At 66.8% G+C, this 15,501-nt stretch carries 16 protein-coding genes; 6 read left to right on the plus strand and 10 right to left on the minus strand.

What is annotated here, in order from left to right:
* Positions 1-5: 5 nt before the first annotated feature.
* On the minus strand, positions 6-1,772 hold the full coding sequence (locus V3G39_06545) for a biotin carboxylase N-terminal domain-containing protein (GenBank protein XAS77696.1): 1,767 nt from the start codon (positions 1,770-1,772) through the stop codon (positions 6-8).
* Positions 1,773-1,866: 94 nt separating this feature from the next.
* Between V3G39_06545 and V3G39_06550 the strand changes: the two genes are divergently transcribed.
* Together V3G39_06550 and V3G39_06555 are read left to right on the plus strand one after the other, a co-directional pair.
* A complete protein-coding gene (locus V3G39_06550; protein ID XAS77697.1) occupies positions 1,867-2,715 on the plus strand; it encodes an aldo/keto reductase in 849 nt (282 codons plus the stop codon).
* 80 nt (positions 2,716-2,795) lie between these two features.
* Positions 2,796-4,055 carry a serine/threonine-protein kinase gene (locus V3G39_06555; GenBank protein XAS77698.1) on the plus strand — a complete coding sequence of 420 codons (1,260 nt, stop codon included), beginning with the start codon at positions 2,796-2,798 and terminating at the stop codon, positions 4,053-4,055.
* Here the strand turns inward: V3G39_06555 and V3G39_06560 are convergent.
* The 7 genes from V3G39_06560 to rfbA all read right to left on the minus strand — a co-directional run bounded on the left by V3G39_06560 (position 4,034) and on the right by rfbA (position 10,088).
* Positions 4,034-5,338 (minus strand): hypothetical protein, encoded by a 1,305-nt coding sequence (locus V3G39_06560; protein XAS77699.1) that lies wholly within the window; start codon positions 5,336-5,338, stop codon positions 4,034-4,036. The genes V3G39_06555 and V3G39_06560 overlap by 22 nt on opposite strands.
* A gap of 48 nt (positions 5,339-5,386) precedes the next feature.
* Positions 5,387-6,763 (minus strand): VWA domain-containing protein, encoded by a 1,377-nt coding sequence (locus tag V3G39_06565; protein ID XAS77700.1) that lies wholly within the window; start codon positions 6,761-6,763, stop codon positions 5,387-5,389.
* Between the two features lie 7 nt (positions 6,764-6,770).
* Positions 6,771-7,664: a MoxR family ATPase gene (locus tag V3G39_06570; GenBank protein XAS77701.1), complete on the minus strand. Its 894-nt coding sequence runs from the start codon at positions 7,662-7,664 to the stop codon at positions 6,771-6,773.
* A 103-nt stretch (positions 7,665-7,767) separates the two neighbouring features.
* Positions 7,768-8,169, minus strand: coding sequence for a superoxide dismutase, Ni (gene sodN / locus V3G39_06575; protein ID XAS78189.1), 402 nt, complete (start codon positions 8,167-8,169; stop codon positions 7,768-7,770).
* Between the two features lie 133 nt (positions 8,170-8,302).
* The gene (locus tag V3G39_06580) at positions 8,303-8,614 is read right to left on the minus strand and encodes a S24 family peptidase (protein XAS77702.1); all 312 of its coding nucleotides are present in this window, start codon (positions 8,612-8,614) and stop codon (positions 8,303-8,305) included.
* Positions 8,611-9,219: a dTDP-4-dehydrorhamnose 3,5-epimerase family protein gene (locus tag V3G39_06585; protein ID XAS77703.1), complete on the minus strand. Its 609-nt coding sequence runs from the start codon at positions 9,217-9,219 to the stop codon at positions 8,611-8,613. The genes V3G39_06580 and V3G39_06585 overlap by 4 nt, the downstream gene beginning before the upstream one ends.
* Complete coding sequence (gene rfbA / locus V3G39_06590; protein ID XAS77704.1) at positions 9,219-10,088, minus strand: glucose-1-phosphate thymidylyltransferase RfbA; 870 nt, start codon at positions 10,086-10,088, stop codon at positions 9,219-9,221. The genes V3G39_06585 and rfbA overlap by 1 nt, the downstream gene beginning before the upstream one ends.
* A gap of 43 nt (positions 10,089-10,131) precedes the next feature.
* On the opposite strand from rfbA, the gene rfbB reads away from it, so the two are divergent.
* The 4 genes from rfbB (at position 10,132) to V3G39_06610 (ending at position 14,579) form a co-directional block, all read left to right on the plus strand.
* The gene (gene rfbB, locus V3G39_06595) at positions 10,132-11,130 is read left to right on the plus strand and encodes a dTDP-glucose 4,6-dehydratase (protein ID XAS77705.1); all 999 of its coding nucleotides are present in this window, start codon (positions 10,132-10,134) and stop codon (positions 11,128-11,130) included.
* Positions 11,127-11,972 (plus strand): dTDP-4-dehydrorhamnose reductase, encoded by an 846-nt coding sequence (gene rfbD / locus V3G39_06600; protein XAS77706.1) that lies wholly within the window; start codon positions 11,127-11,129, stop codon positions 11,970-11,972. Before rfbB ends, rfbD begins: the two co-directional genes overlap by 4 nt.
* 124 nt (positions 11,973-12,096) lie before the next feature.
* Positions 12,097-13,593, plus strand: coding sequence for a sugar transferase (locus V3G39_06605; protein ID XAS77707.1), 1,497 nt, complete (start codon positions 12,097-12,099; stop codon positions 13,591-13,593).
* Between the two features lie 14 nt (positions 13,594-13,607).
* The gene (locus V3G39_06610; protein XAS77708.1) at positions 13,608-14,579 is read left to right on the plus strand and encodes a zinc-binding dehydrogenase; all 972 of its coding nucleotides are present in this window, start codon (positions 13,608-13,610) and stop codon (positions 14,577-14,579) included.
* 59 nt (positions 14,580-14,638) lie between these two features.
* Here V3G39_06610 and V3G39_06615 read toward each other — a convergent pair whose 3' ends face one another.
* Entirely contained in the window at positions 14,639-15,310 is a 672-nt protein-coding gene (locus V3G39_06615) for a GDSL-type esterase/lipase family protein (GenBank protein XAS77709.1), read from the minus strand.
* Positions 15,303-15,476: a DUF6104 family protein gene (locus V3G39_06620; protein ID XAS77710.1), complete on the minus strand. Its 174-nt coding sequence runs from the start codon at positions 15,474-15,476 to the stop codon at positions 15,303-15,305. The genes V3G39_06615 and V3G39_06620 overlap by 8 nt, the downstream gene beginning before the upstream one ends.
* Positions 15,477-15,501: the final 25 nt, after the last annotated feature.

A 15,501-nucleotide genomic window follows, 5' to 3' on the forward strand; every position in this document is an offset into this window, starting at 1 on the left:
GGAGCTCAGTCGGTGATCTGTGCCAGGACCGCGCCTGAGGTGACGGTCTCGCCGACCGTGACACTGAGTCCGGACAGTGTGCCGTCCTTGTGCGCGGTGATCGGCTGCTCCATCTTCATGGCCTCGATGACCAGGATGGTGTCCCCGTTGCTCACGGCGTCACCGTCGGTGGCCACCACCTTCACGATCGTGCCCTGCATCGGCGCCGTGAGTGCATCGCCGCCGGCTCCCTGAGCAGCGCCGCCGGAGCGGCCTCTCTTGGGCGCCTTCCTGCGACCCGGCGCGGACCCGCCCCCCAGTGCCAGATCGCCGGGCAGCGACACCTCGAGGCGCTTGCCACCGACCTCGATGACCAGCTGTTGCCGCGGGGCGGCTTCGTCCGCGTCGCCGGTCGGGCCGTCGTGCGCCGGGATCGTGTTGTCGAAATCGGTCTCGATCCACCGGGTGTGCACGGTGAAGGCTGCGTCGTCCTCAGGCGCGAACGCCGGGTCCGACACGACCGCGCGGTGGAAGGGCAGCACGGTCGGCATTCCGTCCACGACCATCTCGGCCAGCGCGCGGCGAGCCCGCTCCAGCGCCTGTTGACGGGTCGCACCGGTGACGATCAGCTTCGCGAGCATGGAGTCGAACGCCCCGCCGATCACGTCGCCACTGGTCACACCGGAGTCCACCCGCACGCCCGGCCCACTCGGCGGGTTGAAGCGGGTGACGGTGCCCGGCGCGGGCAGGAAGCCACGTCCGGCGTCTTCGCCGTTGATCCTGAACTCGAAGGAGTGCGCGTGCGGGGCGGGGTCGTCGTAGCCGATTGCCTCACCGCGGGCGATGCGGAACTGCTCACGCACCAGGTCGATCCCGGTGACTTCCTCGGAGACGGGGTGTTCGACCTGCAGGCGGGTGTTGACCTCCAGAAAGCTGATGACACCGTCCTGGCCGACGAGGAACTCGCACGTGCCGGCTCCCCGGTAGTCCGCAGCGCGCAGGATGGCCTTGGAGGCACGCACCAGTTCGGTGTGCTGCTCATCGCTCAGAAACGGCGCTGGAGCTTCCTCGACCAGCTTCTGGTTGCGGCGCTGCAACGAGCAGTCGCGGGTCGAGATGACCACGACGTTGCCGTGGTCATCGGCCAGGCACTGGGTCTCCACATGGCGTGGTTTGTCCAGGAAACGCTCCACGAAGCATTCCCCGCGGCCGAATGCCGACACGGCCTCTCGGACGGCGGACTCGAACAGGTCGGGGATCTCCTCGATGGTGCGCGCAACCTTCAGGCCGCGCCCGCCACCGCCGTACGCGGCTTTGATCGCAACCGGCACGCCGTGCTCGGTCGCGAAGTCGATGATCTCCTGGGCATCCTTGACCGGCTCCTTGGTGCCGGGCACCAGGGGCGCTCCTGCGGCCGTCGCGATATGGCGGGCCTTCACCTTGTCGCCGAGGGAGTCGATAGCGCTGGGCGGCGGACCGATCCAGACCAGGCCCGCATCGAGTACGGCCTGCGCGAAGTCGGCGTTCTCGGACAGGAACCCGTATCCGGGGTGCACGGAGTCTGCTCCGGAGGTACGCGCGATCTCCAGCAGCTTCTCGACCACCAGGTAGGAGTCGCCCGGCGTCGAGCCGCCGAGGGCGAAGGCCTCGTCGGCCATCCGCACGTGGAGTGCGTCGCGGTCGGGATCGGCGTACACGGCGACCGAGGCGATGCCTTCGTCGGCGCAGGCGCGCGCGATACGGACGGCGATTTCGCCTCGGTTTGCGATCAGTACTTTCTGCACAGCTGCCATGGTTCGCGACTCTAGTAGGACATCGCCCGAACTGCCTCGTCCGGGTTATGAGACGCCCGGGCATACTCAGCGGGCATCGATGGTTAGCAAACCTATGACGGAAAATTCCAATGACGCTGTCCCGCAGACCGAATTACGTACCGGATCGGGCAGCACGCCCATCCCGCAGCTCGGCTACGGGGTCTTCCAGGTCGATGACAACGAAGTGGTCGAGCCCGTACTCACGGCGCTGAAGGCCGGCTATCGCTCCATCGACACCGCCAAGATCTACGGCAACGAGGAGGGCGTGGGCCGTGCGCTCGCACAGACCGACGTCGCCCGGGACGACATCTTCCTCACCACCAAGGTGTGGAACGACGACCAGGGCTACGACGCCACGCTGCGTGCCTTCGACCTGTCCGCCAAGAAGCTCGGCACCGATCCCGACATGTACCTGGTGCACTGGCCCACGCCGAAGCACGATACCTATGTCGACACCTTCCGTGCTCTGCTGAAGTTGCGCGAGGACGGCCGGATCAAGGTCGCCGGGGTCTGCAACTTCAACGTCGACCACCTGACGCGCGTCAACGACGAGTTGGGCGAATTCCCCGCGATCAACCAGATCGAGCTGCACCCGCTGCTGAACCAGCAGACGCTGCGCGACTTCCATGCCCAGAACGACATCGTGACCGAGGCCTGGAGCCCGCTCGCGCAGGGTGGTGAACTGTTGAACGACGCCACGATCGCCACGATCGCCAACGTTCGCGGGGTCACCCCCGCCCAGGTGATCCTGCGCTGGCACATCCAGCTCGGCAACGTGGTCATTCCCAAGTCGGTCACCCCCAAGCGCATTGCCGCCAACTTCGACCTCTTCTCCTTCGAGCTCGATGCCGACGACATGACGAAGATCGGGCAGCTCAACAAGGACGAGCGCATCGGTCCGGATCCCGTCGAGTTCAACTGACCCACTGAAACGACAAGGTCGCCGCGCGCTGCAGAGCGCGCGGCGACCTTGTACGTCTTGGCCGGACGTAGCCTGTCCGGATGGGTGAGGTGTTCGCTGGTCGTTACGAATTGATCGACCTGATCGGCGAAGGCGGGATGGGAGCCGTCTGGCGGGTCCACGACCGGCGCCGCGACACCATCGTGGCAGCCAAGGTGCTTCGACAGTCCGACGCTGCGGGCCTGTTGCGCTTCATGCGCGAGCAGGCCGTTCGGATCCACCACCCGCACGTCGTGACGCCGATCGGTTGGGCCGGTGAGGACGACACGGTCCTGTTCACCATGCCGATCTTCGAGGGCGGTTCCGTTGCGGACCTGCTGAAGAAGTACCGGGCGCTGCCGCCTCTGATCGTGGCTGAAGTACTGCGGCAACTGCTCTCGGCACTGGGCGCCGTGCACGACGCCGGGGTGATCCACCGGGATGTGAAGGCCGGCAATCTGCTACTTGAACCGACAGACGTGCAGCGCCCTTTCGTACGGCTGACTGACTTCGGTGTGGCCATCGATGAGGACACGCCCCGGATGACGACGCAGTCGACAGTCCTCGGCACCCCCGGCTTCATTGCGCCGGAGGTCATGGCCGGCGGTAGTCCGAGCCGGCGATCGGATCTGTATGCAGTCGGGATGGTGGGTCTGCAGATGCTCACCGGCGACGAGCCCGCGACGGCAACCAGGACCGAACGTGCCGACCTGCCGCAGCGCCCGGAGGACGTCCCGGATGAACTCTGGCGAATCCTTACCGAACTCGTTGATCCGGACCCGCTTGGTCGACCGCAGAGTGCTGCCGAGGCACTGGAGGCACTACAACACGGTGAGCTGGCATGGGTGGCGCAGACCCAGGTGAGCGTCGAGCAGTTGCTGCGACCGCCAGTGTCGGGTTTCTCCGCAGCAGCAGCCGCACCCGTTGATCCAGCGGCGTACCTCCCGTCAGGCGCCGGTGGGAGTAACACCGCGGCGTTGCGGCCGAGGGCGACCCGAGCCATCAGGCCGGAACGCCACCGGCGCCCGGTGACCAGCAGGTTCGGCGCCGCGTCCACCGTCCACCGCGGACCCGGTTCCAGGGCTGTCTCCCTTGCACTCCTGGGGGCCCCGCTACTGGCGCTTGCCGCACTCGCGGGTGTGTGGCTGATCCCGTGGGGAGGCGCCCAGCCCCATCCTGTCGGCACCACCGACGTCAACGGCGTCTGCAGATGGCAGGACGCCGGCACGACCAGACCGGCCGCGAGTGGCGCCCGCCCTGCGAGCGGTCGGCAACTCACCTGTCGGGCGGTGGGGCAGGGCTACCGCTGGACCGCAGATTGAGATCGACGTCGCCGGACCGCCCACGCCATTGCGGCGGCCGTCAGTAGCAGAATTCCCGCGCTGGCGCTGATTCGCCACCACGGGGTGCTGGAGCTGGGAGTAGGGGCCTGTTGCGCGGTCGGTTTCGAAGCGCTGATCGTGTTACCCGCAGCATCGACATATGTCGGGCCGCTGACGGCGATCCCGGTGACGGCGACGTTCAACCTGGTCGGCACGATCTGCTGCTGCGCGGTCGTGGTTGCCCCACCGGTAGGGGGCGACGGGGTAGATCGGATGGTCACGTAGTACCACCCCGCGACGCTGGTCCAGGTCAACGCCTCCGGGCTCAGATTGCTGGCCGGCGCCACGGCCGGGTTGACACGGTTGCTCCACGAAACCTGTGCGCTCCCACTGGCGATCCGTTGCGGGGTCCCGTTGTCGGCGGGCAGCGTGATGGTGTCCGGAATGCTGTTGACGGCAGCCGGGTTGATCGGCACCAACTGCGGGCTCCAGAGAGTCAGCCCGATCATGGTGTTCGAGGAGGGGACGAAGGTGGTGGCATCGCGGGGAGCCTCGAGCGACACCCCGATCTGCTGCCCCCATCCGACCCGGACGCGGAAGGTCTGCAGCCGCTGAGGCCGCAGATCCAGCGAATAGCTGCCCTGCGTGAGTGTCGTGGCCGATGCATACGGTCGGTCGCCGTTGACCGGTGCGCCGGTGATGTCCAGACTCGGCGCGAGAGGCGGGGTCTGCTCGATCCCGACGGCCGCCGGGCTGGGCGCTCCGTTGATCGGCGGCTCCCGGGTGATACCCAGTTGGGCACCAGCACCTGCGGGCGCGGTCACCTGCACGACGATGAGCAGAGTCGTCGCCGAACCGCAGGCTGCGGGCACGGTAGCGGCGCCCGGTACTGCCGGTAGACCCGCGAGAGTGACGACTGCAGACCGTAGGCCGGACGACCGGTCGATCCGGCTGGGCGACGTGCCCGACGCTGCGCAGGACGTGCCGTCCGGTAGTTGCAGGGTGAGGGACGCCGATGGATCGCCGCCGCTCACCGCTGGTGCGGTGATCAGCGACACCGTGATCGTGTCGGCCACCGCCCGGGTGACCTTGGCGTATCCCGGTCCTGCGGCAGCTAGTTCACCGCTGTACATGCCGGGGGCCAGCGTCTGTGCCGACCCGGGCAATGCACTCAGGGAGAGGGCAGCGGTGCTGGTCGGCTGAGCCTGCGACGGTGTCATCGCGAGCAACGATGCGGCACCGCACAAGAACGCAACGAGTACTGCGGGCAGTCGACGAGGCACCGCACAAGTATGTGGCCCGGGTGGACGTGGGTACCCGCATCCGCTGCGTCAGACGGGCAGGACCCGCGCGACAAAAGCGCGTAGCTGATCCAGGTTGCGGCATTCGTGCATGTCGATCGCGGCCGCGTAGCGGGCCGCCTCGGAGTCACCGGTGTCCCACAGTCGGGCGGGCTCGGGATTGAGCCACGCGCTGTGCCTGGCCCGACGGGTGATCGCGATCAGATGCTCGATGCCTGGGGAGCCGTAGTTGGTCCGCGCATCGCCGAGGATGAGCACCGTCGAGCGCGGTCCGATACCCGCCAGCTCGCTCTGCGCGAACCCGCGCAGCGCTGTCCCGTAACTGCTGCTGGTGCCGTACCTGGTGAACTCCGGGCGGCCCCGGGCCCATCCTGACAGCGACTGACCGGGGCCGGTGATCCCCAGCAGGTCGGTGATCTCGGCGCTACTGCTGACGAAGCCGTACGTGCGGACCGCACGGAACTGGGCGTGCAGGGCCTGCATCAACAGCATCGTGAAGGTCGAGAAGCCGCCGACCGATCCGGACAGGTCCGCCAGTACCACGAGGTCGGGTCGGTGTCGCCGTCTGTCCCGGTAGACAGGGTCGATCGGGACACCGCCGGTTGCCATCGACGCCCGTAGGGTGCGTCGCAGGTCCAGCGTGCCGTTGCCGGATCGACGGCGCGCCGACATGCGAGCAGCGAGCTTTCGGGCCAGCGGCTCGATATGACGGCGTAATTGCGCCAGATCGCGGGTGCTCGCAGCGAGAAAGTCGCGCTGCTCGATGCCTCCCGACACCCCGAACCGGGCCACCCTCTCGCGGGACCGGATCCCGGTATTGCGCCGTAACGCCTCCGCCTCGACATGCCGCCGGAACGCCGCTACGCGGGTGCGCATCTCATCGCGGTCGAAACGGTCCGAGAGCTGCTCACCCTGTCCGTTGAGTCCTGTCTGTCCTGACCTGTCCCCCCGCGACTGCTGTTGCGCGGCGGCGATAGCACGTTGCGGTTGCAGCCTGGCGATGGTCTGGGCCGATGAATATCCCTGACGTTCATCGCCGTTCGCGACCTCACCGAGGAGATCCACGGCGGCGGCCGCGAGGGCCTCCAGGGCGACGGTGTCGTCGGCGGCCAGGGCCTGCACCAGCGCGTCGCGCAGTTGATCGGTCGATGTCGCGGCTGCCATGGTGCGGCGTCCCGGCGCTGCCGGGAAGTACAGGTCGAACAGCTGGTCGAACACCTCGCGATCCCCGGACCGGCGCAGCATCGCGCAGGCCAGCCCCGTGCGCAATCGACGCCGATCCGTCAACCCGAGGGTCAGCGCGACCCGGCCCGCGTCGGCGACGTCGCTCGTCCCGACGTCCACGCCGTGCTCGCGCAGCGAACCGGTCAGTTCGACCAGTCGCTGCGCCAGGGGGTTCTGAGGCACGGGGGTATCAGGCGCGTAGACCACGATCGAGTTCCAAGGTCGCAGTGGCGTCGCGGATGTCCTGCTGATGTTTCAGCACCACCCCCAGCGTCGCCCGGACGACGTCCGGTTCGAGGGTCAGCGCGCCCAGCTCGAGCAGCGTGCGAGCCCAGTCCACCGTCTCGGCGACCGAGGGCGGTTTACGCAGCGACCCGGCCCGCAGGGCGCCCACCATGCGCACCAGACTCGCCGTGAGCTCCTCACCCAGGCCGGGGGCCTGCAGCGTGACGATGCGTGCCTCCAACGCCGGTTCGGGATAGTCGATGTGCAGGAAGAGGCATCTGCGGCGCAGCGCTTCGGACAGCTCACGGGTGGCGTTGGAGGTCAGGACGACGAAGGGGCGGTGGCGGGCGGTGACAGTCCCCAGCTCCGGGATCGTCACCTGGAAGTCGGACAGCAGCTCCAACAGCAGTCCCTCCATCTCCTCGTCGGCCTTGTCCAACTCGTCGATGAGCAGGACGGTGCGCTGGGTGCTGCGGATAGCAGTGAGCAGCGGCCGGGGCAGTAGGAACTCCTCCCCGAAGATGTTGGACCGCAACGCTTCCCAGCTACCGCGCGAGCTGTCGCGCTGTGCTGTGATGCGCAACAGCTGCGCTGCGTGGTTCCATTCGTACAGCGCGCGGGCCTCGTCGACCCCTTCGTAGCACTGCAGCCGGATCAGGTCCGCGCCCAGCGCTCGCGATACCGCTTTGGCCAGTTCGGTCTTGCCGACACCCGCTGGTCCTTCGACCAGGAGCGGCTTGCCGAGCGCTTCGGCGAGGTAGACCGTGGTCGCGATCTCGTCCGAGGCGAGATATCCGGCTTCGGCCAGTGATGCGCGAGTTCGGTCCACCCCGAGTAGGGCCGGGTGTGCAGTTCTCATTTCGCCATCTTGTCCTACGCGTGGGTAACCAGGTCGACAAAGGTCGCCGCCCGCTCCAGGGAGCAGACGGCGACCGTTGTCGAACAGGTGAGCGTGAGGGGTGTCAGGCCTTCTTGGTCTCCGCGAAGATATCGGCGATCTCGTCGATCTTCGCCAGCAGCTGGTCGGCGACGTCGACGTCGAGCGACCCCTTGGCGCCGGACGCGCCGGCGAGCTTGGTGGCCTCGTTGACCAGCTGGTGCAGCTGCGGGAACTTCTCGAAGTGTGGGGGCTTGAAGTAGTCGGTCCAGAGCACCCACAGGTGGTGCTTGACCAGTTCTGCCCGCTGCTCCTTGATGATGAGCGAGCGGATGCGGAAGTCGAGGTCGTCATTGGCTGCGACCTTCTCGCAGATGCCCTTGATCGACTGGGCCTCGATACGGGCCTGAGCGGGGTCATACACACCACACGGGAGGTCGCAGTGTGCGCTGACCTCGATGGTGGGGGCGAAGAAACGGCGAAGCATCAAAGTCATCCCTTTCCTATGGACGCCGCGCGGCGAGGCGCGACGAAGTTCAGCTGTTGCTTCCACCATACGACTGATGGCGCTGGGGTGCCTCGCGCGCGTAAGTGCTGCGACCACGTCGCGTGTGGGTGCACTACCGGCGGCCCCTGCGCGGCAGCCGGACCAGAACCCGCGCGAGAACGTCGGCCTCCGGTATCGCTCCGACTGTGCGGGAGTCGACTCCCTCATCGGGATTGTCCCGAACGGCCCACCACCCGCCGGGGACCCGCGCGCTCAGTCGCTTGACGGCTACCGGACGCGGACCGTGCGGGCCGTCCGGTAGCGCGACGACATGGGTGCGACCGGCGACAGGGCGTGCTCCGTGCGCCACGAGCAGTCGGTCACCGTCGACGTAGGTCGGCTCCATCGACCGGCCCCGCACAATTGCGAACCCCAGCCGGATCACCGACCCGATGCCACGCGGAGCGCGGCGACGTGCGCCAGGTAGCCCTCGTAGGTAGGCAGCAGCCCATCTGCAGCTGCCTGCGCGAGGGTGGGCGCGGCCTCGTCCTTGGGCGACAACAGCAGTTCCATGTCAGGTAGCTGCAGCGCAATCTGCGCGTCGAGCGGGTTGATGCCGTGCTCGCCGGTCGGGTTGTAGGGCGTGGAGCACAGGTAACAGGCCGTGCTGTCGCCCTCGAGCGCGACCAATGCGTGCCCGAGGCCCTCGGACAGGTAGACCGCCCGCCGGTCCGCGGTGTCCAACAGAACGGATTCGAACTGGCCGAACGTCGGGGACCCGACCCGGATGTCGACGACGAAGTCAAGGAATGCGCCCGACAGCGCTGTGACGTACTTGGACTGGCCGGGTGGGATGTCGGCGAAATGAATTCCGCGCACAGTGCCGCGCGAGGAGACCGAGATGTTCGTCTGTACGACGCGCGGCTCGTATCCGAGATGCTCGGCGAGCAGGTCACCGCGGTAACCCTCCATGAAAACCCCGCGATTGTCGGGGAACTGTCGAGGGGTGATGACGTAGGCGCCCTCGATCGGTAGAGCCTCGATCTTCATCAGCTGCCTTCCTGCAGAATTCCGCGCAGGTATTCGCCGTACCCGCTCTTGCGCAGTGGGTCCGCCAGGGCGTGCAGCGCGCTGTCCCCGATCCACCCGGCGCGCCAGGCGATCTCCTCCACGCAGCCGATCTTCAGGCCCTGCTGCAACTCCACTGCGTGCACGAACTGGGCGGCCGACATCATGGCTTCGAAGGTGCCGGTGTCGAACCACGCCGTGCCGCGCGGCAGGGTGGTGACAGCCAGGCGCCCAGCCTTCAGGTACGCGTCATTTACCGCGGTGATCTCCAGTTCGCCACGTTCGCTGGGTCGCAGGTCGGCCGCGATCGAGATCACCTCGTTGTCGTAGAAGTACAGGCCCGGCACGACGTAACGCGATTTGGGTAGGGCCGGTTTCTCCTCGATGGACAGCACCCTCCCGTCGACGTCGAACTCCACCACGCCGTACGCCGACGGATCGGGCACGTGATACGCGAAGATGCGGGCTCCGTCGGGATCCGTCTGAGCCTGTAGCTGACGTCCGAGGCCGGAGCCGAAGAAGATGTTGTCACCGAGCACCAGCGCGACGCTGTCCCCGCCGATGAACTCGGCGCCGATGACGAACGCCTGCGCCAGGCCCTCGGGGCGCGGCTGCACCGCGAAGGTGAGGTCGACACCCCACTGGGAGCCGTCGCCGAGTAACCGCCTGAACTGTTCGCTGTCGTGCGGGGTGGTGATGATCAGAATTTCGCGAACTCCGGCCATCATCAATGTCGACAAGGGGTAATAGACCATCGGCTTGTCGTATATCGGCATCAGTTGTTTGCTGATCCCGCGAGTTATCGGATGGAGTCGGGTGCCCGATCCGCCTGCCAGAATGATGCCCTTCATAGGCGCTGACCATAACGGGAGCGCCCGACCATAGGGAGTCTGTGTGCGAGTCCTGGTTACCGGTGGAGCCGGTTTCATCGGCAGCAACTTCGTGCATCTGACCGGTCGGTCCCGTCCCGACGCGGTGATCACGGTGTTGGACGCCATGACCTACGCAGGTAACGAACGGTCGTTGGCCGGGACGTCGGCGACGCTGGTACGTGGCGATGTCGCCGACGCGCAGTTGGTGGACGCGCTCGTGGCGGACGCCGATCTCGTGGTGCACTTCGCGGCCGAGTCCCACAACGACAACTCGTTGCGCGAGCCCTGGCCGTTCGTGCAGACCAACATCGTGGGTACCTACACCCTGCTGGAGGCGGTTCGCCGTCACGGCGTGCGTTACCACCACATCTCGACCGATGAGGTGTACGGCGATCTGGCGCTGGATGACCCGCAGCGTTTTACCGAGTCCACGCCCTACAACCCGTCCAGTCCCTACTCCAGCACCAAGGGGGCCAGCGATCTGCTGGTCCGGGCCTGGGTGCGTTCCTTCGGCGTTGCAGCGACCCTGTCGAACTGCTCGAACAACTACGGTCCGCGCCAGCACGTCGAGAAGTTCATCCCCCGGCAGATCACCACGCTGTTGGACGGCGGTCGTCCCCGGTTGTACGGCGACGGGCTGAACGTGCGCGACTGGATCCACGTCGATGACCACAACGACGCGGTCTGGGCAATCATCGAGCGGGGGGCGATCGGTGAGACCTACCTGATCGGCGCGGACGGTGAGGCCGACAATCTGACGGTGGTCCGCACCTTGCTGGGACTGCTCGACCGCGAACAGGACGACTTCGATCACGTGAGCGACCGCGCCGGGCACGACCGTCGGTACGCCATCGACTCCACCCGGTTGCGCACCGAGCTGGGCTGGTCGCCGCAGTACCCGGACTTCCGAGCGGGGCTTGCTGCGACCGTGGCCTGGTACCAGGACAACGAAGACTGGTGGCGCCCGACGAAGGCGAGTACCGAAGCGGGTTATGCGGCAGCAGGGGAGATGACCGTATGACGCGGTGGCTCCTGACCGGTGGCAGTGGGATGCTCGGTCAGGACCTCGCTCGCGCCGTGGTCGCGGCCGGCGACGAGGCGATTGCGGTGGGATCGGCAGAAGTGGACATCACCGACCCGGCCGCTGTACATGCCGCCGTGCGCGATGTCGACGTCGTCGTCAACTGTGCGGCGTGGACCGCGGTCGATGATGCGCAGACCCACGAGAGTGCAGCTTTCGCCGTCAACGCCGTTGGTGCTGCCAACGTCGCACGGGCCTGCGCTGCCCGCGAGGTCCGGCTTGTGCAGGTCTCGACGGACTACGTGTTCGACGGGTCGGCCGACAACCCGTATTCGGAGTCGACGCCGCAACGCCCGCAGAGCGCCTACGGGCGGACCAAATGCGCAGGCGAGTGGGCCGTACGCGCGTTGTGTCCCGACGCGTTGATTGTGCGCACCGCCTGGCTCTACGGGGCCGGCGGCGGCAACTTCGTGTCGACGATGGCGCGGTTGGCAGGGGAACGCGACATCCTGACCGTCGTCGACGACCAGCACGGACAACCCACCTGGACCGCCGATCTGGGCGACCTGATCACCCGACTGGTGAGCGCCGAGGCCCCCGGCGGGTACTGGCACGGGGTCACCGGCGGCCAGACCACCTGGTGGGGGTTTGCGCGGGCGATCTTCGAAGCGGCTGGGTGGGATCCCGATCGCGTGCAGGCAGTCGACAGCGCCCAGTTCCAGCGCCCGGCACCCCGCCCCGCCTACTCCGTTCTCGGCCGGCAGCGGTTCGCAGAGATCGATGTTGCACCGCTGCGCGACTGGCGCACGGTCTTGGACGAAGCGTTGCCCACACTTCTATAGTTGATACTCGAGAGAATCGAGAGCTAGGTCATATGGGGATCGGACGTTAGGATGCCGTAAGTTCCGCTAGATTTGCCATGTCACGAGACGCGGTGTTCGCGGGGGGTGGGCCCGAAGGGAATGGATGTTGTCTGCTCAACTCGAGTACGACGTGAATGAAAAGTCACCCCTGCCACCGTCGAAGTTTGCCGGACGGTCCTCCTGGCGTGCCCGGTTCGTGCCGTCAGCCGTCCTGATCGACGCCGTGGCCATCGCCGTAGCACTACTCACAGCCCAGGTGCTGCGCTTCGGACAAGGCGGCGGTAGTGAGTTCCTGAGCGGTTCCTCGAGGGCCAGCTACCTCACGGTCTCGATCATTCTCTTCGTAGCCTGGTTGGCGGCGCTGGGGCTCAACCGCTGTTATCAACCCGAGCACGCGACGATCGGGAACGAGACCTATCTGCGGATGGTGCGCTCATCGTTCTTCATCTTCGGGGTGTTGGCGATGGTCGCGCTGGCCCTGCGGCTGCAGTTTGCCCGCGGCTACGTGGCGATCGTCTTCCCGCTGGGCGTGGTGCTGCTCTTGTTCGGCCGTTTCCTGCTGCGTACCTGGCTGATCCGACAACGGTTCCAGGCCCGTTGTATGGACAACGTGCTGATCGTCGGTGCTCCGCAGGAGGTCCGCTACGTCGCCGACCGGATCTGCAACACCCCCGCTGCCGGGTTGAGTATCTCGGGGGTGCTGACCGGCGCGTCGACACCTGGCGACTTCGAACTACGCGACGGAACCATCGTGCCCGATGCGGGATCGGTGGACTTCGCGCTCGAGACCGCGATGCAGCACCACGTCGACGCGATCATTGTGGCCGGCCACGCGCGGGCTTCGGACACCTTCCTGCGAGAGCTGGGGTGGGGTTTGGAAGGCACCGGGGTCGGCATGGTGCTGGCCAGCAGGATGACCGATGTGGCCGGTCCGCGGATCCACCGCACGCCGGTCGAGGGTCTTCCACTGATGAGTGTGGACGCACCCCGGTACGACGGTGGTCGGTATCTGCTCAAGCGGGCATTCGACATCGTCGTCTCCGCCGCGCTCCTGGTGCTCCTGTCGCCGGTCTTCGCAGTGGCTGCCGCCCTCATCTGGGTCGATGATCACGGGCCGGTCTTCTTCCGCCAGGAGCGGGTGGGCGTCAACGGTGACACTTTCAAGATGACCAAGTTCCGCTCGATGGTGGTCGACGCCGAGGCGCGTCTCGCCGAGCTGGAGGCCGACGGTGCGGCCGCCGGAAAATTGTTCAAGATGCACCAGGACCCGCGGATCACCAAGATCGGCAAGGTGCTGCGGGCCTACTCCATCGATGAGCTGCCGCAGTTGGTCGATGTGCTGATCGGCAAGATGTCACTGGTCGGCCCGCGGCCTGCGCTGTCGAGCGAAGTCAGTGTCTACCGCGACCACGCCCACCGGCGGTTGAACGTGAAACCGGGCATCACCGGGCCGTGGCAGGTGGGCGGGCGCTCCAACCTCAGCTGGGAGGAGAGCCTGCGTAAGGACCTCTACTACGTGGAGAACTGGACCATCATCGGTGACTGTCTAGTGCTGATCAAGACGGTGAAGGCGGTGCTGTCCCGCGACGGTGCCTACTGAGTAAGGTCGGGTCCATGCTTGCCGTCTACGCCGCCCGTCAGGATCCCAACGACCCGCTCAGTGCCCTGGAGGTCGGTGACCTGCAGGCACCGACCACTCCCTCGGACTGGATCACCGTCACCATGCAGGCGGCCGCACTGAACCACCACGACGTCTTCTCCCTGCGGGGGGTGGGTCTTCCGGCCGACCGGCTACCGATGATCCTGGGCTGCGACGGAGTCGGCACCACGCCGGGCGGCGACCGGGTCGTCATCCACTCGGTGATCTCCAGCCCGGGGTGGGTCGGGGACGAGACCCTCGACCCCAAGCGCACCCTGTTGTCCGAGCTGCACCCCGGCACGTTGGCCGAGCAGGTACGGGTGCCGCCAACCAACGTCCTGCCGGTGCCGGAGTCGATGGCCACCGAGCATGCGGCGTGCCTGTCCACGAGCTGGTTGACCGCCTACCGGATGCTGTTCGTGCAGGCCGGGGTACGACCCGGCGACACCGTGTTGGTGCAGGGCGCGGGCGGGGGAGTCGCCAGCGCGGCGGTCCAGTTGGGGTCGGCCGCGGGGCTGCGGATGTGGGTCACCAGTCGCGATGAGAAGCGCGGTGCGCGTGCCGTCGAACTGGGAGCTGACACCGCATACGCGAGTAACGAGCGGCTCCCGGCGAAGGTCGACGCGGTCCTGGAAACTGTTGGCGCTGCCACCTGGTCGCACTCGGTCAAATCTCTGAAGCCGGGCGGCACCCTGGTCATCGCCGGTACGACGTCCGGGCCGCAACCAGACAATGCTGAACTCACCCGCATCTTCTTCCAACAGATGCGGGTACAGGGTTCCACCATGGGCACCCGATCGGAGTTCTCGGCGCTACTGAGCTTCATGGCCGACCGTCGTATCGAGCCAGCAATTGACTCCGTGCGACCGATGGATCAGGCCAGGGACGCGTTCGCTGCGATGATCGAGGGCACCGCATTCGGCAAGTTGGTCCTGACCGCGGTCTGATGTTTTGGACATGCCGAGCGGGGCAAATAAGCCCCGCTCGGCATGTCCAAAACAGGGGTTCAGTCCAGCTGGAGCCAGGACTGCCAGCCGGCGTGCAGCACCAGCCACGCAATCAGGCCGTATCCGGCCTGTCCAGGGTGCCACCCGTCGCCGGCGTCGAGATCGGCCTGCCACTGGTCGTGCCCCAGTAGTGGGCGTAGACAGTCGACGTAGGTGACCCCACGGCGTGAACACACGTCCGCCTGAGCGCTGACGAGCACCTCGAGGCGCTCGTTGATCTCAGGGTCCAGCGTCGGGGGAGGACCCACGACGAAGGTGGCGATCGCGCCGTTCGCTGCGTCATCGAGGATGTTCGCCAGGTTCAGACGCGAGCGCGCCGTCGTCATCTGCGACATCACGTCGTTGGTGCCCAGACCCAGTACGAGACGGCGTTCGTTGCTCGGCGCCCAGCGCGGCTCGCATTCGCGTTGCCAGCGTGCCAGGACCTCTGTCGAGCTCTGTCCGCGGATACCCAGGTTGTACATCGCCAGTTCGACTCCGGCTTGCGGGGTCCGGGCAACCACGCGGGACACCCAGCCCAACGCTTTCGGGTCGCCCAGTCCCGCGACGTAGGAGTCGCCGACGAAGCACAGGCCGACGGCACGCACTCCTTCGGCCACCTGGAACTGTGCGCTGGGGTTGAAGTGGGGCACGCTGCCCTGCGTCGGGTAGGTCACATCTGTCTCACTCATCGTCGTCGAGGCGCGCGAGCCATGTCGCGAGCCGTTCTACTGCGGTTTCGAACTCAGGGTGTACGTCCACGAAGGCCTGCAGCTGGTCGGCGACCCACGCCAGGCTCACCTCTTCCTCGCCGCGGCGAGATGTCAGCTCCTCAATGCCTCGATCGGTGAAGTACACACCCGGCAGGCTATCCCGCCTACCG

The organism is Dermatophilaceae bacterium Sec6.4 (assembly GCA_039636865.1).
GTDB lineage: Bacteria > Actinomycetota > Actinomycetes > Actinomycetales > Dermatophilaceae > Allobranchiibius.

Excerpts from the sequence above, each read along its gene's own strand:
- V3G39_06545 (XAS77696.1), bottom strand. The coding sequence starts at position 1,772 with ATGGCAGCTGTGCAGAAAGTACTGATCGCAAACCGAGGCGAAATCGCC.
- V3G39_06550 (XAS77697.1), top strand. The coding sequence starts at position 1,867 with ATGACGGAAAATTCCAATGACGCTGTCCCGCAGACCGAATTACGTACC.
- V3G39_06555 (XAS77698.1), top strand. The coding sequence starts at position 2,796 with ATGGGTGAGGTGTTCGCTGGTCGTTACGAATTGATCGACCTGATCGGC.
- V3G39_06570 (XAS77701.1), bottom strand. The coding sequence starts at position 7,664 with ATGAGAACTGCACACCCGGCCCTACTCGGGGTGGACCGAACTCGCGCA.
- sodN (XAS78189.1), bottom strand. The coding sequence starts at position 8,169 with ATGCTTCGCCGTTTCTTCGCCCCCACCATCGAGGTCAGCGCACACTGC.
- V3G39_06585 (XAS77703.1), bottom strand. The coding sequence starts at position 9,219 with ATGAAGATCGAGGCTCTACCGATCGAGGGCGCCTACGTCATCACCCCT.
- rfbA (XAS77704.1), bottom strand. The coding sequence starts at position 10,088 with ATGAAGGGCATCATTCTGGCAGGCGGATCGGGCACCCGACTCCATCCG.
- rfbD (XAS77706.1), top strand. The coding sequence starts at position 11,127 with ATGACGCGGTGGCTCCTGACCGGTGGCAGTGGGATGCTCGGTCAGGAC.
- V3G39_06605 (XAS77707.1), top strand. The coding sequence starts at position 12,097 with ATGTTGTCTGCTCAACTCGAGTACGACGTGAATGAAAAGTCACCCCTG.
- V3G39_06610 (XAS77708.1), top strand. The coding sequence starts at position 13,608 with ATGCTTGCCGTCTACGCCGCCCGTCAGGATCCCAACGACCCGCTCAGT.
- V3G39_06615 (XAS77709.1), bottom strand. The coding sequence starts at position 15,310 with ATGAGTGAGACAGATGTGACCTACCCGACGCAGGGCAGCGTGCCCCAC.